The sequence below is a fragment of the Roseobacter litoralis Och 149 genome (genome assembly GCF_000154785.2).
In the GTDB taxonomy this organism is placed as follows: domain Bacteria; phylum Pseudomonadota; class Alphaproteobacteria; order Rhodobacterales; family Rhodobacteraceae; genus Roseobacter; species Roseobacter litoralis.
This window is the reverse complement of record NC_015730.1, coordinates 3032772-3057191: the sequence shown is the minus strand read 5'-3', so window position 1 is coordinate 3057191 and position 24420 is coordinate 3032772. Positions and strand designations below refer to the sequence as shown.

At 57.2% G+C, this 24420-nt stretch carries 24 protein-coding genes; 14 read left to right on the top strand and 10 right to left on the bottom strand.

The window, feature by feature from the left end; all coding sequences use genetic code 11:
* Positions 1–7 precede the first annotated feature (7 nt).
* Complete coding sequence (locus RLO149_RS14585) at positions 8–1093, bottom strand: TRAP transporter substrate-binding protein (protein WP_013962868.1); 1086 nt, start codon at positions 1091–1093, stop codon at positions 8–10.
* Positions 1094–1549: 456 nt separating this feature from the next.
* Between RLO149_RS14585 and RLO149_RS14580 the strand changes: the two genes are divergently transcribed.
* The 5 genes from RLO149_RS14580 to RLO149_RS14555 all read left to right on the top strand — a co-directional run bounded on the left by RLO149_RS14580 (position 1550) and on the right by RLO149_RS14555 (position 7047).
* On the top strand, positions 1550–2251 hold the full coding sequence (locus tag RLO149_RS14580; protein WP_013962866.1) for a histidine utilization transcriptional repressor HutC: 702 nt from the start codon (positions 1550–1552) through the stop codon (positions 2249–2251).
* 262 nt (positions 2252–2513) lie between these two features.
* Complete coding sequence (locus tag RLO149_RS14570) at positions 2514–4244, top strand: type I secretion system permease/ATPase (RefSeq protein ID WP_013962864.1); 1731 nt, start codon at positions 2514–2516, stop codon at positions 4242–4244.
* Positions 4241–5554: an HlyD family type I secretion periplasmic adaptor subunit gene (locus RLO149_RS14565; protein WP_013962863.1), complete on the top strand. Its 1314-nt coding sequence runs from the start codon at positions 4241–4243 to the stop codon at positions 5552–5554. Before RLO149_RS14570 ends, RLO149_RS14565 begins: the two co-directional genes overlap by 4 nt.
* Positions 5555–5928: 374 nt before the next feature.
* Positions 5929–6423 carry a peptidase associated/transthyretin-like domain-containing protein gene (locus RLO149_RS14560; protein WP_013962862.1) on the top strand — a complete coding sequence of 165 codons (495 nt, stop codon included), beginning with the start codon at positions 5929–5931 and terminating at the stop codon, positions 6421–6423.
* Between the two features lie 27 nt (positions 6424–6450).
* Positions 6451–7047, top strand: coding sequence for a ferric reductase-like transmembrane domain-containing protein (locus tag RLO149_RS14555; protein ID WP_013962861.1), 597 nt, complete (start codon positions 6451–6453; stop codon positions 7045–7047).
* A 161-nt stretch (positions 7048–7208) separates the two neighbouring features.
* On the opposite strand, the gene nagA is transcribed toward RLO149_RS14555, so the two are convergent.
* From nagA to RLO149_RS14535, 4 genes are read right to left on the bottom strand one after another with little or no spacing between them, the layout of a single operon-like run.
* Positions 7209–8336, bottom strand: coding sequence for an N-acetylglucosamine-6-phosphate deacetylase (gene nagA / locus RLO149_RS14550; protein WP_013962860.1), 1128 nt, complete (start codon positions 8334–8336; stop codon positions 7209–7211).
* On the bottom strand, positions 8336–9364 hold the full coding sequence (locus RLO149_RS14545; protein WP_013962859.1) for an SIS domain-containing protein: 1029 nt from the start codon (positions 9362–9364) through the stop codon (positions 8336–8338). The genes nagA and RLO149_RS14545 overlap by 1 nt, the downstream gene beginning before the upstream one ends.
* A gap of 2 nt (positions 9365–9366) precedes the next feature.
* Positions 9367–10125 carry a GntR family transcriptional regulator gene (locus RLO149_RS14540; protein WP_013962858.1) on the bottom strand — a complete coding sequence of 253 codons (759 nt, stop codon included), beginning with the start codon at positions 10123–10125 and terminating at the stop codon, positions 9367–9369.
* On the bottom strand, positions 10122–11015 hold the full coding sequence (locus tag RLO149_RS14535) for a glucosamine kinase nucleotide-binding domain-containing protein (protein ID WP_013962857.1): 894 nt from the start codon (positions 11013–11015) through the stop codon (positions 10122–10124). Before RLO149_RS14535 ends, RLO149_RS14540 begins: the two co-directional genes overlap by 4 nt.
* A gap of 518 nt (positions 11016–11533) precedes the next feature.
* On the opposite strand from RLO149_RS14535, the gene RLO149_RS14530 reads away from it, so the two are divergent.
* The 5 genes from RLO149_RS14530 to RLO149_RS14510 all read left to right on the top strand — a co-directional run bounded on the left by RLO149_RS14530 (position 11534) and on the right by RLO149_RS14510 (position 16666).
* Positions 11534–12790 carry an ABC transporter substrate-binding protein gene (locus RLO149_RS14530; protein ID WP_013962856.1) on the top strand — a complete coding sequence of 419 codons (1257 nt, stop codon included), beginning with the start codon at positions 11534–11536 and terminating at the stop codon, positions 12788–12790.
* Between the two features lie 78 nt (positions 12791–12868).
* A complete protein-coding gene (locus RLO149_RS14525; protein ID WP_013962855.1) occupies positions 12869–13792 on the top strand; it encodes a carbohydrate ABC transporter permease in 924 nt (307 codons plus the stop codon).
* A gap of 14 nt (positions 13793–13806) precedes the next feature.
* The gene (locus RLO149_RS14520) at positions 13807–14646 is read left to right on the top strand and encodes a carbohydrate ABC transporter permease (RefSeq protein WP_013962854.1); all 840 of its coding nucleotides are present in this window, start codon (positions 13807–13809) and stop codon (positions 14644–14646) included.
* A complete protein-coding gene (locus tag RLO149_RS14515; RefSeq protein WP_013962853.1) occupies positions 14643–15671 on the top strand; it encodes a Gfo/Idh/MocA family protein in 1029 nt (342 codons plus the stop codon). The genes RLO149_RS14520 and RLO149_RS14515 overlap by 4 nt, the downstream gene beginning before the upstream one ends.
* Positions 15668–16666 (top strand): ABC transporter ATP-binding protein, encoded by a 999-nt coding sequence (locus RLO149_RS14510; RefSeq protein ID WP_013962852.1) that lies wholly within the window; start codon positions 15668–15670, stop codon positions 16664–16666. Before RLO149_RS14515 ends, RLO149_RS14510 begins: the two co-directional genes overlap by 4 nt.
* A gap of 21 nt (positions 16667–16687) precedes the next feature.
* Here RLO149_RS14510 and RLO149_RS14505 read toward each other — a convergent pair whose 3' ends face one another.
* From RLO149_RS14505 to zrgA, 5 genes are read right to left on the bottom strand one after another with little or no spacing between them, the layout of a single operon-like run.
* Positions 16688–17200, bottom strand: coding sequence for a DUF3299 domain-containing protein (locus tag RLO149_RS14505; RefSeq protein ID WP_044025365.1), 513 nt, complete (start codon positions 17198–17200; stop codon positions 16688–16690).
* Positions 17182–17697, bottom strand: a complete 516-nt coding sequence (locus RLO149_RS14500; RefSeq protein WP_013962850.1) for a DUF3299 domain-containing protein — start codon at positions 17695–17697, stop codon at positions 17182–17184. The genes RLO149_RS14505 and RLO149_RS14500 overlap by 19 nt, the downstream gene beginning before the upstream one ends.
* A 25-nt stretch (positions 17698–17722) precedes the next feature.
* Positions 17723–18973 carry an ABC transporter permease gene (locus tag RLO149_RS14495; RefSeq protein WP_013962849.1) on the bottom strand — a complete coding sequence of 417 codons (1251 nt, stop codon included), beginning with the start codon at positions 18971–18973 and terminating at the stop codon, positions 17723–17725.
* On the bottom strand, positions 18970–19671 hold the full coding sequence (locus RLO149_RS14490; RefSeq protein WP_013962848.1) for an ABC transporter ATP-binding protein: 702 nt from the start codon (positions 19669–19671) through the stop codon (positions 18970–18972). Before RLO149_RS14490 ends, RLO149_RS14495 begins: the two co-directional genes overlap by 4 nt.
* A 13-nt stretch (positions 19672–19684) precedes the next feature.
* Positions 19685–20278 carry a zinc uptake protein ZrgA gene (gene zrgA / locus RLO149_RS14485; protein ID WP_013962847.1) on the bottom strand — a complete coding sequence of 198 codons (594 nt, stop codon included), beginning with the start codon at positions 20276–20278 and terminating at the stop codon, positions 19685–19687.
* Between the two features lie 502 nt (positions 20279–20780).
* On the opposite strand from zrgA, the gene RLO149_RS14480 reads away from it, so the two are divergent.
* The 4 genes from RLO149_RS14480 to RLO149_RS14465 all read left to right on the top strand — a co-directional run bounded on the left by RLO149_RS14480 (position 20781) and on the right by RLO149_RS14465 (position 24383).
* Positions 20781–21434 carry a protein-L-isoaspartate O-methyltransferase family protein gene (locus tag RLO149_RS14480; RefSeq protein ID WP_013962846.1) on the top strand — a complete coding sequence of 218 codons (654 nt, stop codon included), beginning with the start codon at positions 20781–20783 and terminating at the stop codon, positions 21432–21434.
* 42 nt (positions 21435–21476) lie between these two features.
* Positions 21477–22916, top strand: a complete 1440-nt coding sequence (locus RLO149_RS14475) for a TolC family outer membrane protein (RefSeq protein ID WP_013962845.1) — start codon at positions 21477–21479, stop codon at positions 22914–22916.
* A gap of 71 nt (positions 22917–22987) precedes the next feature.
* The gene (locus tag RLO149_RS14470) at positions 22988–23734 is read left to right on the top strand and encodes a hypothetical protein (RefSeq protein ID WP_013962844.1); all 747 of its coding nucleotides are present in this window, start codon (positions 22988–22990) and stop codon (positions 23732–23734) included.
* A 70-nt stretch (positions 23735–23804) separates the two neighbouring features.
* Positions 23805–24383: a hypothetical protein gene (locus RLO149_RS14465; protein ID WP_044025685.1), complete on the top strand. Its 579-nt coding sequence runs from the start codon at positions 23805–23807 to the stop codon at positions 24381–24383.
* Positions 24384–24420: the final 37 nt, after the last annotated feature.

The window sequence follows — 24420 nt, the reverse complement described above, 5'->3', positions numbered from 1 at the left end:
TGGCGTCTCAATAGCCGAGTACACCGGCGCGGGCGTTCATTTGCCCGTTGTCCGCATAGGTCATGTAACCGCCCACCAGATCGCGATACGCGATAAAGCTTTCGGTGATACGACGCACCAGTTCATCGTCATCCGCGCGGTATTCTTCCATGATTTCACCGGCGGCGCTGCCCATGGCCGCGATCACGTCATCGGGCAGTTTGCGCACGTTAACGCCATGCTCGGACACCAGCGTTTTGAGGGCTTGCGCATGTTTGGTCGTGTATTCGGTCCACACGGGGTTATAGAGCCCTGTGCAAGCCTGCGTCACGACTTCCTTCAGATCGTCAGGCAAAGCGGCGAAAGCATCGGCATTGACACCGCATTCCTCGGCAGAGGAGGGTTCCCCAACACCGGGCCAGTAATAGTTCTTGGCGACCTGATAATAGCCCAATGCGGAATCCGTCCACGGTCCGATAAATTCGCCGGCATCCAGCGCGCCGGTTTGCAGCGCCTGGAACATTGCGGGGCCGCTCATGGCTTCGGCGGCCATGCCCATTTTCGCCGCCATCTGCGAAGCAATCCCGGTGGTGCGGAATTTCAACCCTTTGAGGTCTTCGACCGAGTTGATTTCGTTCTTGAACCAGCCCGCCCATTGAGGGCCGGAGTTGCCGCACAGGAATGGTTTGATCCCGAAACGCCCGTACATTTCATCATAAAGGGCCTGTCCCCCGCCATGCTGCATCCAGCCGAACTGCTCATCGGCGCGCAGGCCAAAGGGTTGCGAGCCAAAAAGCAGGATGCCCTTGGATTTTGACCCCCAATAGGCGGGGACAGCGTGATAAAGCTCAGCGGTGCCCTCGGACACGGCATCAAACACGCCGCGCCCGGGCACCAACTCGCCCGCCGCAAACAGTTTGACTTCAATCCGACCGCCGGAAAGGGTTGTGATCCGGTCCGACAGCATTTGCGCGGCAACGCCGGGGCCGGGCAGGTTTTTGGGCCATGCGGTGACCATTTTCCACTGCATCACATCCTGCGCGATGGCGGGCGCGGCGAGTGTGGACGCGGCAACGCCAACGGCTCCCGTTTTCAAAAAATTACGTCTGTCCATATTTTGTCTCCTGATTGGTTTATATTCGTTTTGTTAACGGATTGATTGCGATGTCCTGATGATTTTCTGCGCTGAGCATGGCACAGCTGGCGACACGGCAGGGCCATCTGGTCATGACGCAGATTGCGCCCTGAACGCGGGTAATCTGCGTGCAGTAAGCGCCAATTCAGCGATCCATATGTCTGTTAGGACGTGGGCGTCAGGCATGTATGGTCCTTGTTTTTTCCTGCCTTTAAGTTAATATGTAGCTACATAAAAATGTCAACGTCGTTTCAGTGCGGGCGTCCGCGCCTGCCAGTAATTTGTGCGAAACACCTGCATTGATGGTGAGGGTGCGCTCGTATTCGCGGCATCCGGGAGGGCAGGGTGAGCGGCAGCTAAAGAGGGTCGCATTTTCGAGCCTGACGCGATAGTTGACAAAAGCAAACACGCGACACGGCAGCTGGAGGCAGCCATTTGACTGGGCAATCACGCCTTTCATGGACGGATGTACGGGACGAGATACAGGCGCGTATTCTCGATCGAACATACGCACCCGGAGACAAGCTGCCACGCGACAACGACCTCGCTTTGGGGTTGGGGTGCGCACGAACGACCGTGCATCGCGCGATGCAGGAATTGTCGCGGATCGGTCTGGTAGAGCGTAAGCGCAAGGGCGGCACGCATGTCAGGACCGATCCGGTGACGCGCGCGACCTTTGACATTCCGATCACCCGACGCGAAGTTGAGCAGCGCGGCAGCAAATACGCCTATCAACTGATCAGCAGTGCAGTTGAGCCGACGCCGGGCTCTGTCATGGCCCGGTTCGGGACACCCCACCCGGCGGAGGTTTTGCACGTCAAGGCCCTGCATCTGTCGGATAACAGGCCGTATATCTTTGAGGACCGTTGGATTGATACCACCACAACACCCGACATTCTTGAGGTTGATCTGGCTTGCAACAGTGCCAACGAATGGCTTGTGCGCAACAAACCGTATAGCAAGCTTGATGTTCGGTTTTTTGCCATCAATGCCCAAGGTGAAAACGCAGAACATCTGTCCGTTGCGGCGGGCGAGGCCTTGCTTGTGATTGAACGCACCACATGGATTGGGACGGCCCCGATCACAACCGTGCGATCTGTCACCGCACCGGGATATCAGCTGTCAGCACAGAACTGACTTCGCTGAGAAGTGTCGGTTTGACGGTCTGCGCAGCCGACCGTTTCCTATTTGCGTTCTTTCGGCTCCTGCCACTTGACGCGGACGGGCTCAAAAGCGCTTATATTAGGAGCGCGGTGGGCAAAGCTGACGACTTTGATGAGGTGACCGGTTCTGACACTGGCAATGGGCGCCTTTATGTATACAAATTTAAGATGTGTAGTATTAAAGATATGTATTAAGGGCCGTGACAGCTGGCATTTAAAAAGGTGGGATTGGTATCGTGGCCAAAAGAGAAACAGGCATTGAAGAATTGCGGCGCGCCCGCCGTGCGGGGTCTTGGCTGCTATGGGCGGTGTTTCTGTTCAGTGTATTCGTAAACCTGCTGATGCTGACCGGGCCTTTGTTCATGCTTCAGGTCTATGATCGTGTTCTCGGGTCGCGATCCGAAGAGACGCTGGTGGCCCTTTTTGTGCTGGTTGGTGCGCTTTACGGTTTGATGATGCTGCTGGATTATGCGCGCGGTCGTGTGCTTGCACGATTTGGCGCTCGGTTTCAGTCGATACTCGAAAACCGGGTGTTTGAGGCGGTGCTGCGGCGCGCGGTGTTGCCAAGCGAACGCTCGGTCCCGGCAAGCGGGCTCAGGGATCTGGAAACCGTCCGCACGTTTTTCGCCTCTCCGGTTATCCTTGCGCTTTTCGACGTGCCGTGGACGCCCCTTTTCCTTGGCGCAATTTTCATCTTTCATCCGATGTTGGGCTGGCTGGCACTTAGTGGCAGTGTGCTTTTGGTCATCATCACGCTGCTCAACAACTGGCTGACAAATACCAAGACACTTGAGGCGCAAAACGTCTCGCACCGCGCACATGGCTTTGCCGAACAGGCGCGCCGCGCTGCCGAAGTCGTGCGTGCACAAGGCATGAGCGCGGCTGTCACGGCCCGTTGGCAGGGCCTGAGCGAAGAAGCGACCGACACATCCGTCAAATCCAACGACTGGACGGGTGTGTTCACATCCATGTCCAAATCATTCACTCTGTTTTTGCAATCCGCCATGCTGGCGCTCGGGGCCTATCTGGTACTACAGGCGGAAGTGACTGCGGGGGCGATGATTGCCGGGTCGATCATGATGGGACGCGCTCTGGCCCCGGTGCAACAAGCGCTGGGACAGTGGAGCACGGTACAGCGCGCGCGCGGCGCCTGGTCGTCGCTAGGCGAATTGCTGGACAAAACCCCTGTGTTGCCTGAAACGCATACACTGCCGACGCCGCATGCGAATGTGTCATTTGCGGGCGTTTCTGTTATCGCTCAGGGCGCAAAGTTCCCGACGCTCAGCGGTATCTCTTTCTATATCGGTGAGGGCGAAGCTCTTGGCGTTATCGGCAAGAGCGGGTCGGGCAAATCAACCCTTGCCAAGACGTTGCTGGGCCTGACCCGGGTGGCGGCGGGCGAGGTGCGCTTTGGCGGCGCCACCTTGGATCAATACGATCCGGATGCCCTGGGGTCCTACATCGGATACCTGCCGCAGAACGTGGTGCTTTTCTCTGGGACCATTGCTGAAAACATTGCACGAATGGCGATCAACCCTGATGATACAAAAGTGGTTGAAGCGGCAAAACGCGCTAATGCGCATGATATGATTTTGTCGCTGCCCGATGGATATAAAACAATTGTGCAGGGGGATGATGGACAGCTTTCTGGCGGTCAGCGACAGCGCATTGCCTTGGCGCGTGCCTTTTATGGTGACCCTGTCCTGCTGATACTGGACGAGCCGAATTCGGCGTTGGACAATGATGGATCGGTCGCGCTGAATTTGGCGGTACGCGAATTCAAGGCCGCCAACCGCGCCGTTGTAATCATGACGCACCGGCCAAGCGCGTTGTCGGAATGTGACCGGCTGCTGGTGATTGACGGTGGTCGGATCAAGGCGGATGGCCCTCGCGACGAGGTGCTGAAATCCATGGTCAGCAATGTCGAGAACATCAAGAAATCACTGGCACAGGCGACATCATCATGAACGGACAATCGCAGCAACCACGCGCATGGAAAGCAACCGGCCCGCTGATGGTTGGGATAACCGCGCTTTTGATATTGGTCGGGGTGATCGGCGTCTGGAGTGTTCAGGCGCGCATTGCAGGGGCTGTCATTGCCTCGGGCAATATCGAGGTGGAATCCAACCGGCAGGTTTTGCAACACCCACAGGGGGGTGTGGTTGGTGCGTTGCCCGTGAAAGATGGCGATTTTGTGAACGCCGGGGATACCGTCCTGCGCTTTGATGACACCCAGTTGCGCTCGGAACTTGCGATTGTCGAGGGGCAGCTTTTTGAGATCCTCGCGCGCAAAGCAAGATTGAAAGCAGAGCGTGATGGTCTGGATGCGTTGCCGCTTACGGAAGAACTGGCCGAACTGGCCGCAGAGGATGACGCCGTTCAGGCGTTGATTGACGGGCAAGCACAGCTGTTCGAGGCGCGGGCGACTTCCTTGCAGCAAAGTTCAGAACAGATACTGGAGCAGATCGCGCAGGCGGAGAACCAGATCGAAGGGGCGACCGCACAGCTTGCAGCGCTTGAAACCCAACGCGGCCTGATTGAAGCTGAATTGACCGACAGCCAGACGCTGTTTGAAAAAGGACTTGCCCCGGCTTCACGTGTCTCTTCGCTGCAACGCGAGCAGGCGCGGCTGTTGGGTGAAATTGGCAGTGTGACGTCCAGTATCGCTCAGCTGCGCGGTGAGATTGCATCGCTCAGCATTGAACGGATTTCGCTGACGTCGCGGTTGCGAGAAGAAGCTATTTCGACCCTGCGCGACTTACAGTTTCAGGAGGTCGAGCTTGTCCAGCGCCGCCTGAGCACCACGGATACCTTATCGCGGATGGAGCTACGGGCCCCGGTCAGCGGCGTCATCTACGGATCGCGCATATTTGCTTTGCGGTCGGTTGTCTCACCGGCTGAACCGATCATGTACATTATCCCGCAAGACCAGCCCATGGTCGTCGCGGCACGGGTTGACCCCATTCACATTGATCAGGTGCATGTCGGTCAGGAAGCCACCTTGCGTTTTGCAGCCTTCGACCAGCGCATGACACCTGAAATTATCGGGCATGTGGTTCGAATGTCAGCGGATGTGTTCACCGATGAAGTCACCGGCATGTCCTATTACGAGGTCAAGCTGGTCCCGATGGATGGTGAGGCAGAGAAACTTGGCGGGCAGGTGCTGTTGCCCGGCATGCCTGTTGAAGCCTTCATCAAAACGGCGGAGCGTTCGCCGCTCAACTATCTGGCCAAACCTTTGACCGACTATTTCACGCGCGCTTTCCGCGAGGGCTGAAAAAAACGGGGGTGGCGCAGGGTGTCGCCCAAACTTGGCCATCTGCGTGGGATCGTTCAATTGCCATAGCGCAATGAAGGTGGTTGCCAGGGTACTTTCACCGGGCCGCTTCGCCTTTTGGCGTATCAGAAATGCTTGGTGTGAGAAACATAAGAGGGGCTTGAGGCATCCAAAGAAGAGGTTTTTTCGTCAAGAACCGGAAAAACCAGCGCAGCAGGCTTGGTCCGACAGCGCGTTCCTCGCGCGATCACGAAGCTGTGATTTCATGTTATGCCTGTAATGCGGTGGGTGAATCGGAATTCGCTGATTGCGTGCTAACTTAGACATTAACCGACCCAGAATGGTTTCACTTTGCCCATACAGGAGAACCCGGAATGACCCGCAGACTGCTGACCCGCCGTTCACTTTTCACCGCCACCGCCAGCGCCGCTGTCGCCGCGACGAGTTTTTCCGGTCTTATCGGTCCCGCGAGGGCCAGCGGATTGGCACCGACAGCCACCATGCGCGGCGGGGCGAATAATTACCTGCCGGGGGCGCCAATTGTGGAGCGGATCGGCAGTGGCGGTTTCTGGATGACGGGCACGGTGCGCCGGGCCGGTGATGGCGCGCCGCTCGCGGGTCAGCGTATCCAGATCTGGGCACATACGACCGAAGGGCATGAGCGTGATCCGCACAGCCATGGCGCAACCCTGACCAACGCCAACGGAGAATTTCGCCTCGAGATGCCGCAGATCGTGCCTGCATTTGGTCAACCACATGCGCATCTGGCCTATGACAGCGAAGAGTTTCAAACGGTGTTCCTCAGACCCATCATGCGCAGTGCAAAAGACACCACATTGAGCGCGGATTTTGTTCTGCAACCGGCCTGATCACCTGTTGAAACGGGCGGAGCGTTGATGCGCTCGTTCTTAATATGGGCCACTTTGGCCTTTGCCGTGATCGTGACTGTAGCTGCGGCAGCCGCCAGCCCCCTGCTGGCATGGCGCGACCCCATTTACATTGCCGCCGGGTTGGCTGGCGTCATCGCCTTATGCCTTTTGCTCATGCAGCCGCTGTTGGCAGGGGGGGTGTTGCCGGGGCTGCCGGTTATCAAGGGCAGACGCGTACATCGTTGGGTTGGTGTGTGTTTGATTGCCGCCGTGATCATCCATGTGGCAGCGCTTTGGATTACAAGCCCCCCGGATGTTGTCGATGCTCTTATGTTCGTCTCTCCCACGCCGTTCTCGGTCTGGGGTGTGATCGCGATGTGGGTTCTGTTCGCCTCGGCGTTACTTGCGGTGCTGCGCCATAGGATACGGCTGCGCCCACGGTTCTGGCGCGTCATTCACACGTCTTTTGCCTTGATCATTGTGATTGGCAGCGTTGTTCATGCGCTGTTGATCGAGGGCACAATGGAGGTCATCTCTAAAACGGCACTATGCGCCTTGGTGATCCTCGCAACGGGCTATGTGGTCTTGAAGCTACGCGCATGGCAGGTCTTGCGGCGTCGATAAGGTTGCGGCTGTAAATGGCCACACCTGACGGGAGCGCGCATCGCGTTGGTGCGTCTGCAACATCCGTCTATCAACCGGCGGCACATGCTCGAATACGGGTTGGTCTGCAGCAAGCCCATGGGGGAGGGCGCGTGTAACGCACGGGCCGCAACACAAGCCGGTTAAAACCCCCTGACGTATTGCAAATGATCATCCAGATAAATCGCCCGCGCTTGGCCACCCGATGTAAACCCGCCCACCGTACCGGGATGCCGCAGCAGACGCGCGGGGTAACCCGTTACCATCGACAGGGCGAAGGCTTTGTCGCAACCCACGGTATTGATCAAAACGTCAAGTGCGCGCGGGAACGTCAGATCGGCCCCGGCGAGTGTCCCGTCCTCCAGTATCAGGCGACCGTTTTGGCGCAGCACGCGCCGTCCGTTCAGGCGAAACTCTGTTATGTCGGACCCGGCCGTGGGCATGGCATCACTCACTAGAAAAACAGAGCCATCCGCGTGCTTTGCACTCAAAGCGACACGTATGCTTGCCCGGTGCACATGGATATCATCCGCAATCAAGCCTGCATGAATGCCGCCTGTATCCAAAGCAGCCCCAACAAGGCCCGGCGCGCGACTGCCCAATTGGCTCATCGCGTTAAACAAATGCGTGACGCAACGCGCGCCTGCCTGAAAAGCCGCCTGCGCATCCGCCATGCTGCAATCAGTATGACCCAGCGAGACGATGATGCCCGCGTTGGACAGGCGCGTGATTTGGGCGTTTGTCACGTTTTCCGGGGCGACAGTGAGCATGATGTTTGGCACACGTCGTGCTGCATCCTGCAAAAACGCTTCATCCGCGTCGGTCATCGGGCGGATCAGTGCAGGGTCATGCGCGCCCTTTTTGGCCAGGCTCAGGTGCGGTCCTTCGAGGTGAATGCCAATGATCCCCGGCACCTTGTGGCGCATTGCGGCCTCAACGGCGTCGACAGCGGCCTTAGTGCAATCTGGCGTATCAGTAATCAGCGTTGGCAGCAGAGCACGCGTTCCTGTGGTTGCATGCGCTTGCGCGATTGTGCGCAGGCCTTCCACTGACGGGTCGTCGTTAAACAGTATACCACCCCCGCCATTGACCTGCAGATCAACAAACCCCGGCAGGATCGTTCCACCCGGCAAGGTCTCAATCTCGTAGTCGTTGGGGATGTCGCGCGTCGGGACGATACCGTGATAGACGCCCCCATCCAAGAGCAGCGCACTGTCAGACCGGAGTGTGCTGCCATCAAATATCTCTGCCCCTGCATATGCGCGTTTCATCACAGTGTTTCCGTTACTTTCTTCAGGTGCCGCGGCATGTCGGGGTTGATCCCGCGCGCTCGGGCGACCTGTTCGACCATCGCGTAGAATGAAACGATCAAAGAGATCGGATCAAGTAACGGGTGCGATGTGCGCGCGCAGGGCAGGCTGTGGGCGCGTGAGGTTTTGTCAGAGGTGACGAAGGCTTTGGCCCCTTTCGCGGCAAGCTGGTCGACAACATCCACCAGCGATGGTTCCGCCTGATCTCCTGCTGCCAGCGCAATCACCGGAAAGCCGCAGTCGACGACGGAAACAGGGCCGTGCAGCACTTCGGCGGAGGAGTAGGATTCGGCGTGCAATTGGCAGGTTTCCTTGAATTTCAGCGCGGCCTCATTCGATATTGCCAATGCAGGCCCGCGGCCCAGGCAAAAGAGCGATTGGGAGGATACGAGTTCGGATTCCAAAGCGGACCAATCCATTTGCGCCGCCTTGTTCAGCACATCCGGCAAGTCATGCATGGCACGCAACAGCGCGTGGTCTTGCTGCCACTCAGCCAACAGCCAGACGGCGGACACGGCAGAGGTGACGAATGTCTTGGTGGCTGCCACGCTCTGTTCAACACCTGCGTGCACATCCAGCACATGGGTGCTGACCTTGGCCAGATCGCTGTCCACATGGTTGGTCAGACCGATGGAAAGCGCGCCTTGCTTCTTGGCCATTTCAGCCATACGGACGATGTCCGGGCTTTTCCCCGATTGCGAAATCGCAAGACATGCGCCACGCGACAGGTGCAGGCTGCGGTCATAGATGGACACAACCGACGGACCGACAGAGGCCACCGGAATGCCTGAAACTAGTTCAGTGGCGTATTTGAAATACGTCGCCGCGTGATCAGACGATCCACGCGCGACTGACATCAGGAATGCGGGATGTGCGGTTTGCAACGCTTGCGCTGCGGAACTGATCGCGGGTGCACCCTTTGTCAGCAAGGTTTCAACGGTATTCGGGATTTCAAGGATTTCGCGGCGCATATGGGTTTGAGAACTCATGCTTATTCCCTTGATAACCGGAGTTCAGCAATAAAGTTGTATGCATCCCCCCGATATGTGGACTGGGTGAATTCCGCGACACGCCCGCTGCTCAGGTATGAGGTGCGCTCAATACGCAGACCGGCATCACGTGGTGATATTGCGAGCAGGTGGGCATCACGCTCAGCGAGGTTTATGGCTGAAATTTTCTGCAACGCTCTGACCGGCCGGTGGCCATCGCGTTCCAGCGTTTCGTAAAGGGAGGTATCCACTACCAGTGGGTTGGGCAAAATATCCGTGGGCAGGGATGCGCGCTCAATCGCAATCGGTTCCCCATCGGCGAGGCGCAGTCGTGTGATCCGAGCGACCTGTTCTTCTGATGTCAAACCCAGAGAGGTCATCTCATCCGGGGAGGGCATGAAAAGCCCGCGTTCCAGCCAACGGGATGTTGAGACCTTACCCCGCCGCGCCATGTCTTCCGAAAACGACGTCAGCCTCGATAGTTTTTGTTCAATCTGCTCAGGCTTTGAGGCGATGAACGACCCGGATCCCTGTTTTTGCACGATCACGCCAGCCTCGGCCAATGACTGAATGGCCTTGCGCACTGTGACGCGTGAGAGGTCCGTGATAGCCGCGATTTCGCGTTCCGGCGGCAAGGGGTTGCCAGGCAGCAGCAGGCCGGTTGATACGCCCTCGCTCAGCCGTTGGCGCAGCTGGACGTATCGCGGCCCTCCATCCGGACGGAACCAGTCTTCTGGCTTGAGGAACGCCGCAACACTCACGACGATCCCTCCATCCGAATTGGTTTTTGGCGCGCCAGAAGCAGGGCACCATCTAGAGCCGAGCCCTTGGGGGCTTGCAGTCGGTTTTGATGGGATTGATCAAGATAGGGTGCGTAATGGGGCCCAACCCCACCAGAAAGACATAGAACAGTCGTATTCTTAAGGCCCGCTGCTTGAATACAAGCGTCCAGATAGGCCGCACCCCGCTGCATCAGCGTCAGCGCGTTTTGATCCTTGATGCGCGCGGCATCAATAATCATCGGCGCAAAAGATGCGTAATCGCCGGGTTCGGCGGTTTTTGTAAACTGGACGACTTGGTTTAAATCGCCTTCAAAACGGTCGAGCAGCGTTTGTGTCATCGGGGAATGATCCAATAGGCCATCCTGCGCCAGAATGGCCTGCCGTAAGGCGCGGTGCCCCAGCCATCCGCCCGACGCCTGATCCGCGAGGGCCATCCCCCAGCCTCCAAAATATCTGATGGAACCCCGGAATTGCGCCGCTACGATCGTTCCTGTTCCAACCGCCATCAAGACCCCGTCCTCGGTGCCAAGCGCACCTGCCACCGAAGTTGCCCGGTCGTCTGTCACGGTGATCTGGGTGAAGGGCAAGGCGGTCGCGATCACATCCGCATCCGAGGGTTCCATAATGCCCGCAAGGCCCACATGTGCGACGCATTTTTCCGGCCAGTCGCCGGCAAGACCTGCATCAGACCCCGCCATCCGCACGGCGGCAAGGATGTTCTTGATCGTGGCGTCTGGGTCGGTCGCAAAATTTGCCGACCCGCCGGATGCGCCGCCAATGCGCTGGCCAGTCGCGTCGGAAATCGCAACCCGACAGCCGGTCCCGCCGCCATCAATGCCAACCAGAAGGAATTCAGACGCTGCTTTCATAAGATACCTATAACATACCTATTTCCAGAAATAACAGCCAATAAAATACCAAATAGTTGAATATGAAGCTATGCGGTGCAAAAAGGCAGTTTTTGAATAATTGGTAGACAATAGGTATTGTTTGACTACTGTGATTGAAAACCTAAGGAATCGATCTTGCATTCACACGTACCGCACCAAGACAACTCTGCGTCGAAGGGTCGGCCCGTCAAGCTTGATGCGTGTTCGGTCATACGCTTGCTGAATAGCGCGACTTGGGTTTTGCAGAGGACAGTTGGATCGGCCTGTGGCGCAGTCCGGAAAGCGGTGTTGAATATAATGCCCACGCAGACCGGTATCTCGATGGGTGATCTCAAGAGCGTCCACACCAAGCTGCGTCAGTATGCTGCGCGGATCACGTCGCGCGCCGCGCCTCCGGGGCCTTTTGAGCCGACGCTGCGGTCACCTGCGCGCATGCTTGCAAGATGCCGACTTAAAAACAAAAGTAACACCTGAATACAATCCAAAGGGAGACACCAATGCACAAAAATACACTCACAGGCTTGCTGTTCGCCACTACGCTTTTGGGCGCGTCAGCAGCAACGGCACAGCAGGCGGAATTGACGATCGAAAGCTGGCGCAATGATGACCTTGCGATCTGGCAGGACAAGATCATCCCGGCATTCGAAGCGCAGTATCCCGATATCAAGGTTCGGTTCACACCATCAGCCCCGGCGGAATACAACGCTGTGCTCAACTCAAAGCTGGATGCAGGATCGGCGGGGGATATCATCACATGTCGTCCGTTTGACGCGTCGCTCGCCCTGTTCGAGGCTGGCCGCCTTGCCGATCTGAGCGATTTGGAAGGGATGTCAAACTTCTCCGATGTGGCAAAATCGGGCTGGTCCACGGATGATGGCAGCGCGACCTATTGCGTGCCCATGGCCTCGGTGATCCACGGATTTATCTATAACAAAGACGCCTTCGAAGAAGTTGGTGTGGCGGTGCCGCAGACCGAAGACCAGTTCTTTGCCGTGCTGGAGGCATTCAAGGAAGACGGAAATTACATTCCCATGGCCATGGGCACGAACGACCAGTGGGAAGCGGCCACGATGGGGTATAACAACATCGGCCCGAACTACTGGAAAGGCGAGGAGGGGCGCACCGCGCTCATCGCCGGCGATCAAAAGCTGACGGATGAGGGTTGGGTTGCGCCGTTCCGGCAGTTGGCGAAATGGGGGGGCTATCTGGGCGATGGGTTTGAGGCACAGACATATCCTGACAGTCAGAACATCTTCACGCTGGGGCGCGCTGCCATCTATCCCGCCGGCAGCTGGGAAATCTCGGGCTTTAATGCACTGGCTGATTTCGAGATGGGCGCGTTCAACCCGCCGGTCCAGAATGCGGGCGACACCTGCTATATCTCGGATCATACGGATATTGGCATAGGCATGAATGCGGCGACCGAAAACCCCGAAGCAGCCATGACGTTTCTGACCTGGGTAGCGTCGTCAGAGTTTTCGAATATCTTTGCCAATTCACTGCCGGGGTTTTTCCCGCTGTCCAAGGCCGATGTAACGCTTGAGGATCCGCTGGCGCAGGAATTCATCTCCTGGCGGGGGAAATGCGAAAGCTCCATCCGCTCAACGTATCAAATCTTGTCCCGTGGCACGCCCAACCTTGAGAACGAGACATGGAACGCGTCCGTTGCGGTCATCAAGGGTGACGAAAGCCCCGAAGATGCCGGCCAACGTCTGCAGGGCGGGTTGGCCAAGTGGTACGCACCACAGCAGTAGCGCCTGTCCAAAGCACCACGGGGCGATGGAATGTCGCCCTGTGGTTTGTCCGCCCTGATGCCGTCAAGGAGATGCCGCATGCCCGCGCCCTCAAAGCCGAAAACCAGATGGCATATCGCTGTTTTCCTCGCGCCTGCAGTGCTGGTTTATACCGCAGTCATGATCTACCCGTTGTTCAACACTCTGCGTCTGGCGCTTTATTCTGAGGTTGATCAGCAGCGGATATGGGTGGGCCTGCAGAACTTTCAAACGCTGTTCGGGGATGCGATCTGGTCTGAGCAATTCTGGAATGCCTTGGGCAATAATGCGTGGTTCTTTCTGATCCACATGCTGGTGCAGAACCCGATTGGCGTGGCCTTGGCGGCGTTGTTGTCATCCCCGCGTCTGCGGTTTTCGGCGTTTTACCGATCCGCGATCTTTATTCCCACGATCCTGTCTTTTGTCATTGTTGGTTTCGCGTGGAAGCTGATCCTCTCCCCGATCTGGGGCATCGCGCCGGGTATGCTGGATGCGATTGGCCTGAAGTTCCTTTACCAGCCGTGGCTCGGCAAAGAGGAATACGCCCTGACCACGCTGAGCCTTGTGTCGGTCTGGCAATATGTGGGCATTCCCATGATGCTGATCTATGCGGCCCTGCTGTCCATTCCTGATGAAATTCTGGAGGCAGGCGAATGCGACGGCATCACGGGCATGTCCGCGTTCTGGAAGATCAAACTGCCGTTGATCCTGCCCTCTATCGGGATCATTTCGGTTCTGACTTTCGTGGCGAATTTCAACGCCTTTGATCTGATTTATGCGGCACAGGGCGCGCTTGCGGGGCCGGATTTCTCCACGGATATTCTGGGGACGTTCATGTATCGCACCTTCTTTGGTTTTCAGTTGCAACTGGGCGATCCGCATATGGGGTCCGCGATTGCCTCGGCCATGTTCGGCATCATTCTGATCGGCGTGTGCATTTACCTCTTCGGCATTCAGCGCCGCCTGCGCAATTACCAGTTCTGAGAAGGGGCAAGACCATGACCACCGCGCGCCGCATCTCCGGGACAACGATTGCCGCTCATGCCGTGCTGATTACCTATACGGTAATTGCGCTTTTCCCGGTGTTTGTGATCCTTATCAACAGCTTCAAGTCGCGGCGGGCGATCTTTCGCGATCCGCTGGGTCTGCCCAACCAAGAGACTTTTTCGCTGATTGGTTACCAGACGGTTTTCAAACAGGGGGATTTCGTTCTCTACTTTCAGAACTCGATGATTGTGACGGTTGTGTCCCTGACGCTGATCCTCGTGTTTGGTGCGATGGCAGCCTTTGCGCTCGCTGAATACCGGTTCAAAGGCAACACGTTGATGGGGCTTTATCTGGCCCTTGGAATCATGATCCCCATACGGATTGGTACGGTAGCGATCCTTGAAATGATGGTGTCTACGGGGCTGGTCAACACGTTGGTGGCGCTGATCCTTGTCTATACCGCGCAGGGGCTGCCGTTGGCGGTTTTCATCCTCAGTGAATTCATGCGCGGGGTGTCGGATGACCTGAAAAATGCAGGGCGGATGGACGGCTTGTCCGAATACCAGATCTTCTGGCGGTTGGTTTTGCCGCTGGTGCGGCCCGCAATGGCGACTGTTGCGGTCTTTAACATGATCCCGATCTGGAACGATCTGTGGTTCCCGCTGATCCTTGCCCCCGCAGAAGAGGTGAAAACGCTGACGCTCGGCAGTCAGGTCTTTATCGGGCAGTTCGTCACGGACTGGAACGCGGTGCTCTCGGCGCTGTCGATGGCGATCCTGCCGGCGATGGTGCTCTATGTGATCTTTTCGCGCCAGTTGATCCGGGGCATTACATCAGGAGCCGTCAAATGAAAGTGCTTATTGCGGGGTTGGGCAACATGGGCAAAAGCCATGCGCTGGCCCATCACCACCATCCCGAGACCGAGATTGTCGCCCTCGTCAATCGCTCGACGGTGGATTTGCCGGACGCGCTGCAGGGCTACCCGCTCCATGATGACTTTTATGCGGCGCTGAGTGCCACGCGCCCGGAGCTTGTGGTGATCGCAACATATACCGACACCCATGCGGATTATGCCATTGCCGCGATGCAGGCGGGGGCGCATGTCTTTGTGGAAAAACCGCTCGCCATGACGGCGCAGGATGCCGCGCGCGTGGTGGACACGGCACGTCGCCTCAAGCGCAAACTTGGCGTCGGCTATATCCTGCGCCATCACCCAAGCTGGACGCGCCTGATCGAGGAGGCGCGTGGCCTTGGCGGGCCATATGTGTTCCGCCTGAACCTTAACCAGCAGTCAGACGGCCCAACCTGGGAGACGCATAAGGCGTTGATGGAAACGACGTCTCCCTTGGTGGATTGCGGTGTGCATTACGTTGATGTGATGTGTCAGATCACGGATGCGCAGCCGGTGCGGGTGCATGGGATGGGCCTGCGCCTAAGTGATGAAATCGCACCGGATATGTATAACTACGGCCAGCTTCAGGTCGTGTTTGAGGATGGCTCCGTGGGTTGGTACGAAGCCGGGTGGGGGCCGATGATGTCAGAGACCGCGTTCTTTGTAAAAGACGTGATCAGCCCCAATGGTGCGGTGTCGATCACCGATGGCAACAAGGGGGCATCCGATGACATTGATGGCCATACCAAAGTGGGCGGGCTGCTCGTGCACCGACCCGGAGGGGATCGCCGGATCGACCTGCCCGACGAACCCGGACACCAGCAACTCTGCGATGCCGAACAAAGCTGGATTGTGGATGCCATTCGGCGCGACGTGGATTTGAGCCGTCATATGAAGGACGCGGTGCAATCGCTGCGCATCTGCCTTGCGGCGGATGAGAGCATTCGCACCGGTCAAACGATCAACCTGAGGCCCGGCGCATGACCGCATTGAAACTTGAGGGTATCAACAAATCCTTTGGCCCCGTGCATGTTCTCAAAGACATCAACCTGACCGTCGAGGAGGGCGAGTTTGTTGTCTTTGTCGGCCCGTCGGGTTGTGGCAAATCCACCTTACTGCGCGTGATTGCAGGGCTTGAGGATGCTTCCTGCGGGACGATTGCCATCGGGGGCGATGTGGTGAATGCGATCCCGCCGGCCAAACGCGGCATTGCCATGGTTTTCCAGTCCTATGCGCTTTATCCGCATCTGTCGGTAAAGGACAACATGGGCCTTGGCCTGAAACAAGAGGGCCAGCCGAAATCGGTCGTGCAGGAACGTGTATCCAAAGCCATCACGATGCTTGACCTTGATGACTATGCCGACCGCAAACCGGCTGCGTTGAGCGGCGGGCAACGGCAACGGGTGGCGATCGGGCGAGCCATTGTGCGTGATCCGAAACTGTTCTTGTTTGATGAGCCGCTGTCCAATCTGGACGCCGCCCTGCGGATGAACACCCGCGTCGAGATTGCAGAACTGCACCGCACGCTGTCCGCCTCAATGATCTATGTGACCCACGATCAGATCGAAGCGATGACGCTGGCGGACAAGATCGTCGTTTTGCGCGATGGGAGGATCGAACAGATCGGCAGCCCGATGGAGCTTTACAACAATCCGGCAAACCGTTTTGTGGCCAGCTTTCTGGGGTCCCCATCGATGAATTTCCTCGCGCGTTCGGTGCCGGATTTACCGCCCGGGCAGACCATGGGCATTCGCCCCGAGCATCTGCGTCTGTCCGATACGGGGCCGATTTCGGGCAGTGTCACGCATGTCGAACGGCTGGGTGGGGATACGAACCTGCTGGTCAGGACACCTCAAGATGAAACGCTGACGGTGCGGGTTTTTGGTCAGGACCCGAGTGAGGTGGGGGATGTGGTGCATCTGACTTTCGCGCCGCAACAGGTGTTTCATTTCAACGAGGCGCAGGAACGTATATTCTGAAGCCTGCGCGTGGCTTGTCGATCAATTGGCCCTGAAGGGTTCGATGTTCTCTGCCGACAGGGCGTATCCTATTTCCGCCAGCTGCGTCGTCATGGAGGCGGTACCAAACATGCCAACCACGTTTACCGCTTCAAACAGCCCTGTGTTTTCATAGGGTTCGGCGGTGGTGACAAAGACAAGCTGGTTTGCAGGCGGGGGCGGCACATGCACGCAGGCGCCAACAAACGGAACCAGAATAAAGGCCGTCACACCCGCGCCGGTATAATCAATCGGGACGATGAACCCCGGCAGCCGCACGATCTGACCATTCCAATCCGTGCGCAGCCCGCTTGAGGGCGGTTGCTGGCTCATCAGGTTGGTATCATCGTGATCAATCAGGCCCTGCAGCATGGGCGGCATGATCGTGTCGCCCTCTGGCACGAGGTCTGACCAATTCAGATCAATGTATTCCTTGGCCAAACCATGGCGGGGCAACAGGGCGCATGCACCGATCCCGGCGAGCAGGCTTCTGCGTTTCAACCGTTCTCGTCCCATTCAAAAACCTCCATCTTGTCGGCGGTCATGTTGTATCCGATTTCGGCCACCTCGGTGCTTTGCATCTCGTGGCGTATTTCGCCAGTGACCCAGACTGCCTCCCAAAGGTCGGTGCTGGCCCATGGTTTTTCTGTGGTCACGAACACCAGTTGATTGGCGGGCGGGGGGGGCACGTGGATGCAGGCCCCCACATAGGGCACGAGGATGAAGCTCGTCACGCCTTCCGATGTCATGTCCCACGGCAGGATATAGCCCGGCATCTTTATATAGGCCCCGTCGAGTGCGTCGTTGAGTTTGACCGCGTTTTCATCGAACACCGGAAGCCATGTGTCGTTTACCTCATCCACCTGACCGGGGCCGATGATTTCTGAATAGGGGACGCCGGGAGGGATCAGGTCATCCCATGTGATCTGGCGTGCGGTGCGCGCAAAGGCGGCGTATGGCCAGAAAACGCTGGCGGTTGCGGTGGTGATAAGGCTGCGGCGGGACAAGTTCATGTGCGATACCTTTTTTCAGTCGGCCTCAGATCCGGACCATCATACCATCTGCGAGTGACATTCTGTAAGCCCTGAGTGCGGGGATCAGGCTCACAATTGCGCCAGCACAGACCACGCCAAGCAAAACCCAGACCTCGCGCAGGGTCGGTGCTTCGATGGGCAGCCAGAGGCCAAAGGCGCGATCCACCATCGGCTGTGCCACAACAAGCCCCGCATAGAGTAACAAAAGGCCCAGGACAGCCCCGAGTGCTGCCATAAGGGTCGCTTCGAGCACCAGCATGCCCAGCACGATCCGGGGGCGCGCCCCCATCGCGCGGAATATCGCCATCTCGCGGCGGCGTTCGTTGAGGCTGGAGAAAATCGTCGCCATCATGCCAATCAACGCGGTGATGATGACCATGCCGGAAACGGCAACCAGGGCGGTTTCGGCAATGCCGACGATCTGCCAAAGCTCTTGCAGGGCGACGCCGGGGAGAATGGCAAGCAGGGGTTCTTGCGGGTATTCGTTGATCGATCGTTGCAGGCTGAACACTTGCAGACGGCTTTTCACTCCGACCAGCGCCGCTGTCACTGCCTGAGGCTGCAGGTCCATCTGTCGAATAACGTCAACGGGCGTGGATTGTCCTTGGATTTTGGTCCCGCTGGCCCAGTCAACGTGGATTGCTTCAATCGCACGCAGGCTCACGATTACGGTGCGATCCACGGGTGTTCCGGTCTTTTCCAGAATACCCGAGATGCGAAAAGGCTGGTCATCGTGGTTGGTGAAAGAGGCAAGACCATGTGCCACGACAATCGGATCGCCAACGTTGTAGTTTAGTGTTGCCGCCACATCCGCACCGACAACCGCATCAAACAAATCTGACATGATCGCTCCGTCGCCAAAAATCAGGGAACGGCCTGAACGGTATTTGTAGCGCTCAAAGAACTCAGTGGTGGTGCCCATCACGCGAAACTGGCGATGGCTGTCGCCCAAGGAGATCGGAACGATCCAGTCGACTTCGGGGCGTGCAGCGATGTCGTTGTAGCTTTCCCACGTGAGATTGTTGGTGGCGTTACCAATGCGGAATACGGAATAGAGCAACAGTTGCACCGACCCGGAGCGTGCACCCACGATCAGATCGGTGCCGGAAATCGTATCTGCGAAACTGGCCTTGGCACCGGTGCGTACCTTTTCGACACCCAAAAACAGCGCCACGGACAAGGCGATGGCAATCACCGTCATTGTGACAGTCAATGCGCGGGCCGCCATAGAGCCAAAAGCAAGACGTAAAATCATACAGGCTCCGCCAGTGTTGAGGCGATGTCGGACATTTCTATCACATGATCAAATTGCTTGGCCAGTCGTGCATCATGGCTGACCATCAGAATCGCGGTGCCGTTCCTTTTGGACTGGGCAAATAAGAGGCGCAGAAACGTGGCCTGTGTGGCGGCGTCCAATGCAGATGTCGGCTCGTCCGCGAGGATCAGCGGCGGTGCACCGATCAAGGCGCGCGCCGCCGCGACCCGCTGTTGCTGTCCGACGCTTAAGGTCCCGGCGCGTTTCAGCATGACTTCTTTTGGCAGGTCCAACTCAAGGCACAGTCTTTTCGCCTCATCATGCGGTGCGTTCACGCGCGCACGCCGTCGCGGCGCAAATTGCAAAGGCAGCAGGATATTGTCCCGAACACTTGCATAGGGCAGCAGGTTAAACTGCTGAAAGATCAGGCCAATATGTTCGGCGCGGAAGCGGTCCCGCTGGCCTTCGGAGAGTGCGGAGATATCCGTTCCCGCCACGCTGACGGTGCCCGATTGCGCGCTGACCGTGCCGCAGATCAGGGAAAGCAGCGTGGATTTCCCTGACCCGCTTGCCCCCAACAAGAGCGTCGTTTCGCCTGCGTTGAGGTGAAGTTCCGGTACAATTAACCCGAAGGCTTCCCGTCCCGGCCAATGGTATCGTGCTTTTTGCAGGTTCAGGATCGGCGTCGGATCGGCCATCGGGTTCCTTTGTTCAAAACATACCGCGCACATCCAGTGTAGGGTTGTCGCGAGAGACTTCAAAGGCCGTGGCCCCGCTTTCCGAGATCATTTGAATTTCGAGCTCCAATGCGTTTGGGAAAATGTCGAAATATGCAAATGTAATTTCAGAGGCTGCGGCAGGATCAGCGCAGTTCAAAAGGTATTCGGCATGAAACTCGCTATGGCTCGCGGCATGCGTGTCGTGATCATGTGCGTGTTCCGACCCGTGATCGTCGTGATCTTCATGGGCATCGTGGTCGTGATGCTCTTCTTCGCTTTCAAGTGCTGCGCTGGCCTGAACAACGCTGCATTCTGCTGTCTCTGGCAGAACAAACAGGGTCAACGGTTGCGCAAGTTTTGCAACGGCTGCGTCAATGCTGGCGCGATCTTCTGCGGTCTTGGCTTCATACTCAAATCCAACGATATCGGCGCCCGGTGCATGCAATTCCATCGCAACCTGTTGACCGTCAAAGGCAATGTCTAAATGGCCAACACCATGTTCATGCGCGTCCAGTTGACGGACCTCTTCGGCCAGTAAGGGCGATGAAACCAGCGTGGAAATTGCGATCAAAGGCAGAATTTTCATAGGTATGTCCTATCGGTTGTTTTGGGTTTTTAAAGTCTGTGTTGGCTTTGCATCGGCCAGTATTTCAACGGGAGGCCATGGGCCGTTGGCTGACCAGCGTTACACGAATGGGCGAAACACCCAGAGACGCCAGATCACGTGCATTTTGCTTACGCAGGTTATCGGTCTGTCTGATTTCTGTCGCACATATATCGCTCCCGTTTATGTTACTTTATACCATAACAAAGTTACGCGGTGCTGTATAGTAATGAACATCCGAACTCCGGCGATTTTTATGGCGCAGACGTCGTGGTAAGAGGGGCGTTGAGCGCGAAGACCTGCGTCTCAAGCGCTGTTGGAGCGGTTTCGATGGTATTTCCAATTCAACACTGTTTGCACAGGCAGTTGGCGACGGGTGACTCAAGTGTCACAGCGTCATAAAATCCCGTTCACAAGCGTTGCCGATGAAACTGAGATGTGCGACATGTTGCGTAGAAACTTCTAAACGAAAGAGTTTAGCCAAATGGCCGACTTTTTATCACGACGCACGATGATGGTGGACACGCAAGTGCGCCCCTCTGATGTGACAAAGTTCCCGATAATCGACGCGATGCTGACGATACCGAGGGAGGAATTCGTTCCTGCCGCTCAGCGCGAGGCGGCATATATGGGGGAAAACCTGCAAATCGGTGCCGGACGTGTCATCCTCGAGCCGAGAACGCTGGCCAAGATGCTGGATGCGCTTGATGTGTCAGTGGACGAACTCGTGTTGGATGTCGGGTCAGCGTTGGGCTATTCGGCGGCCGTCATCGCGCGTATGGCCGAAGCGGTCGTGGCGGTCGAAGAAGACGAAGCGCTGGCGTCAGAGGCGCAGGAAGCGCTGAGCATGGCAGGCGTTGATAATGTCATTGTGCATGTTGCGCCGCTTGCGGAAGGTGCGGCACAGCACGGTCCGTATGATGTTGTCATCGTTCAGGGCGGCGTCGTGGAGTTTCCTCAGGCATTGGCGGATCAACTGAATGAGGGTGGGCGCGCGGCGTGCATTTTCATGAAGGGTGCTCTTGGTGAAGTGCGCATTGGTCACAAGCAAAATGGCAAGATCACCTGGCGGATGGCTTTTAACGCAGGTGCGCCGATACTTCCGGGCTTTGCAAGGGCTGCGGAATTTCAGTTTTAGACGGTTTGCGAAAGTAAACAGGGTCTTGGAGAGGCATAATAAATGGCAGTAAATAGAAAAACCAGAGGCGCTGCACGGATTGTGCGCAAAGCGGCATTCTCTATCGGCGTCGTTTTCGCCCTCGCAGGACCGGCAGCGCAGGCCGAAACACTCGCAGATGCTTTGGCGTCTGCCTATCAAAACAGTGGTTTGCTTGACCAAAACAGAGCGCTTTTGCGCGCCGCTGATGAAGACGTAGCAGGTGCTGTCGCTGCGCTGAGGCCAATTCTGAACTTCACCGCAAACGTCACGCGTAACTTTGGGACGTCGCGCTCTACCGGCAATGTGGGCGGTATAGTTTCCGGGTTGGACAGTACGCAGGCAGACATGGGACTTGTTGCAAGCCTTTTGCTATATGACGGCGGGGCGGCATCTTTGGACGTCGAGGCGGCAAAGGAAACCGTTCTGGCTACGCGTCAGCGCTTGGTGAGTGTCGAACAGCAGATACTGTTGCGGGCTGTTGTGGCCTATCTGAGTGTCTATGCGAACCGCGATGCGGTGCAATTGCGCCAGAACAACCTGCGCCTTCTTTCAGAGGAATTGCGCGCCGCACAGGACCGCTTTGAAGTCGGAGAAGTTACACGGACGGATGTCGCGCAGGCTGAGGCAAGCCTCGCGCAGGCGCGCAGTGGTCTGGCGACGGCGCAGGGGGATTTGCAGCAAGCAATCGAAGAATACCAGAATGTGATTGGCCGCCAGCCAGGGCAGATCGCGCCGCCCCCACAACTGCCGCGCCTTGAAGGCGATGTGGAAGCTGCGCGCGCGCTTGCGGTCAGAACGCATCCCGATCTGCAGGAAGCACAGCACCGTGTCGCGGCATCGGAAATTAACATCCAGCGCGCAGAATCTGCATTGAAACCGACGATTTCGGCAGTGGGCAGTTTGGGCATCACGGATGATTTGGAATCGCGAGATTACAGCAACTCGGGAACGATTGGCATCGAACTGTCCCAACCGATCTATCGGGGGGGCGCGCTGAGTTCCACCATTCGTCGTGCCATCGCAGCGCGCGACGCCGAATTGGGCAACCTTTATGAGGTGCGCAAAACGGTTTCACAGGATGTCGGGAATGCTTATGCCGCACTGGCTGCGCGTCGTGCCAGCCTGTCGGCAAGTGAAGAACGTATTCGCGCTGCCAGAATCGCCTTCCGTGGTGTGCGCGAAGAGGCAACACTGGGCGCGCGGACAACCCTTGATGTGCTGGATGCTGAGCAGGAACTGCTGGATGCAGAGACAGCACGCATTTCAGATGAGGCCAATTTGTACATCGCGGCCTATGGTGTTCTGGATGCGACGGGAAGGTTAACCGCACAGAACCTGAACCTTGGTGTTCAGCAGTATGACCCAACCGCATATTACAACCTCGCCAAAGACGCACCGACCACAACCTCAGAACAGGGTCGGCAGTTGGACAGGGTGCTGCGTTCGCTGCAGCGAAATTAAGGCTTTTTATCAAACCATTGTGCCGCGCGGCTGCGCGCGGTAAACTGCACTTGTGTGTGGAGTGGTGAGATATGTCAGATCGTGTTACGAATGCAGAGGTTGGAGATGATGCGCGGGCAACGTTGCGCCTGATGGGCAGCAGAGCGCGCAAGACACCTTACGCACATATGGATGAACGCTTGATATTGACGCCGCAACTGCGTGTCCGAAACACAGGCGTTTTGCGTTTGACGCCAGAAGATGCTGTACCCGCCGACGATCAACGCGAACCGGATAAAGAGCCACCTTTGGCCAAGCAAAGCTCTTCTCCGTCTGCTGACCTCAACCCGTCACGAGCTGGCGACGCGAGACCTGCAACACCCGGCGCACCAAAGGCAGACGTGCTGGTTTTGACATCGCCGATCAAGCAGCCCGCACCATCCAAGCCGACGGATGTAAAGGATCTTAAAGCGAAAATTACCGCGCTGGAAACCGCCATTGCAAAAACGGTGGATCAATGGGAACCGGATGGGACCAGCAACGACCCCTATGCGGGGACACAGCCGCTTTCGATGACATGGCCCGAAGATGAATCTGATGGCACAAGCGGTCCGTTGGATCAACTCGTGCGCGGATCTGCCACCCGCAATGCAGTCACGGATGCTGTTCAGACGGCGGTATCAGGTCAGGTCATGGACGAAAAAGCGCTGCGCAGTATTGTCGCCGATATCGTGAAGTCGGAACTTCAAGGCGAGCTCGGTGACAGGATCACCCGCAACGTTCGCAAACTCGTGCGGCGTGAAATTCACCGGGCGTTGACAGCAAAGTCATTTCCCTGAGATGCGCTAGGCGCACTGCGCAGGTCTACGTGTGCAGCCGTTACACGCGCGTCGAAAGCGCGGGCTGCTGGTGAATACGCCCGCGCATCTGTTGATCGGCGCAGCCGTCTGGGGACGTCAACGATCGCGTGGCGTGATCATGGCAGCATTCGCTGGTGCGCTCTTGCCGGATCTGTCGCTGTACCTGATGGCGGGGGTGTCCCTGTTTCTTCTGAGTATTCCGCCACAGATCGTTTTTGACGAGCTGTATTTTTCCGATGCATGGCAGACCGTTTTCGCAATCGATAACTCGTTCATCTTGTGGGGGCTTTTGCTGGGCGGCGCCATTTGGAGGCGCGCGCCTTGGGCTGTGGCCTTGACGGGTGCTGCGTTCTTACATCTCTGTCTTGATTTTCCGCTTCATCATGATGACGGGCGGCCGCATTTCTGGCCCTTGTCCGGTTGGGTGTTTGAAAGCCCGTTCAGCTATTGGGATCGTGATCACGGTGCAATGTGGCTGGCCCCCATTGAAGGGGCCGCAGCAAGTGCCGCTGCGGTGATCCTCTGGCAACAGCGCCTTGGTGTGGTTTTGGGCGCTTTTGTTGCGATTTTGCTATTGGCGGAGCTTTGGATCGTGCGCCAATGGCTGTTTTTCTTCATTGACGCATAAAAAAACGCGCCCGGGATCAGGCGCGTTTTTTGTCAAA

What these genes read in the sequence shown, in the direction of transcription:
- RLO149_RS14585 (WP_013962868.1), bottom strand. Translation starts at nt 1,093, where the DNA reads ATGGACAGACGTAATTTTTTGAAAACGGGAGCCGTTGGCGTTGCCGCG.
- RLO149_RS14565 (WP_013962863.1), top strand. Translation starts at nt 4,241, where the DNA reads ATGAACGGACAATCGCAGCAACCACGCGCATGGAAAGCAACCGGCCCG.
- RLO149_RS14560 (WP_013962862.1), top strand. Translation starts at nt 5,929, where the DNA reads ATGACCCGCAGACTGCTGACCCGCCGTTCACTTTTCACCGCCACCGCC.
- RLO149_RS14555 (WP_013962861.1), top strand. Translation starts at nt 6,451, where the DNA reads ATGCGCTCGTTCTTAATATGGGCCACTTTGGCCTTTGCCGTGATCGTG.
- nagA (WP_013962860.1), bottom strand. Translation starts at nt 8,336, where the DNA reads ATGAAACGCGCATATGCAGGGGCAGAGATATTTGATGGCAGCACACTC.
- RLO149_RS14545 (WP_013962859.1), bottom strand. Translation starts at nt 9,364, where the DNA reads ATGAGTTCTCAAACCCATATGCGCCGCGAAATCCTTGAAATCCCGAAT.
- RLO149_RS14535 (WP_013962857.1), bottom strand. Translation starts at nt 11,015, where the DNA reads ATGAAAGCAGCGTCTGAATTCCTTCTGGTTGGCATTGATGGCGGCGGG.
- RLO149_RS14530 (WP_013962856.1), top strand. Translation starts at nt 11,534, where the DNA reads ATGCACAAAAATACACTCACAGGCTTGCTGTTCGCCACTACGCTTTTG.
- RLO149_RS14525 (WP_013962855.1), top strand. Translation starts at nt 12,869, where the DNA reads ATGCCCGCGCCCTCAAAGCCGAAAACCAGATGGCATATCGCTGTTTTC.
- RLO149_RS14520 (WP_013962854.1), top strand. Translation starts at nt 13,807, where the DNA reads ATGACCACCGCGCGCCGCATCTCCGGGACAACGATTGCCGCTCATGCC.
- RLO149_RS14515 (WP_013962853.1), top strand. Translation starts at nt 14,643, where the DNA reads ATGAAAGTGCTTATTGCGGGGTTGGGCAACATGGGCAAAAGCCATGCG.
- RLO149_RS14510 (WP_013962852.1), top strand. Translation starts at nt 15,668, where the DNA reads ATGACCGCATTGAAACTTGAGGGTATCAACAAATCCTTTGGCCCCGTG.
- RLO149_RS14505 (WP_044025365.1), bottom strand. Translation starts at nt 17,200, where the DNA reads ATGGGACGAGAACGGTTGAAACGCAGAAGCCTGCTCGCCGGGATCGGT.
- RLO149_RS14500 (WP_013962850.1), bottom strand. Translation starts at nt 17,697, where the DNA reads ATGAACTTGTCCCGCCGCAGCCTTATCACCACCGCAACCGCCAGCGTT.
- RLO149_RS14495 (WP_013962849.1), bottom strand. Translation starts at nt 18,973, where the DNA reads ATGATTTTACGTCTTGCTTTTGGCTCTATGGCGGCCCGCGCATTGACT.
- RLO149_RS14490 (WP_013962848.1), bottom strand. Translation starts at nt 19,671, where the DNA reads ATGGCCGATCCGACGCCGATCCTGAACCTGCAAAAAGCACGATACCAT.
- zrgA (WP_013962847.1), bottom strand. Translation starts at nt 20,278, where the DNA reads ATGAAAATTCTGCCTTTGATCGCAATTTCCACGCTGGTTTCATCGCCC.
- RLO149_RS14480 (WP_013962846.1), top strand. Translation starts at nt 20,781, where the DNA reads ATGGCCGACTTTTTATCACGACGCACGATGATGGTGGACACGCAAGTG.
- RLO149_RS14475 (WP_013962845.1), top strand. Translation starts at nt 21,477, where the DNA reads ATGGCAGTAAATAGAAAAACCAGAGGCGCTGCACGGATTGTGCGCAAA.
- RLO149_RS14470 (WP_013962844.1), top strand. Translation starts at nt 22,988, where the DNA reads ATGTCAGATCGTGTTACGAATGCAGAGGTTGGAGATGATGCGCGGGCA.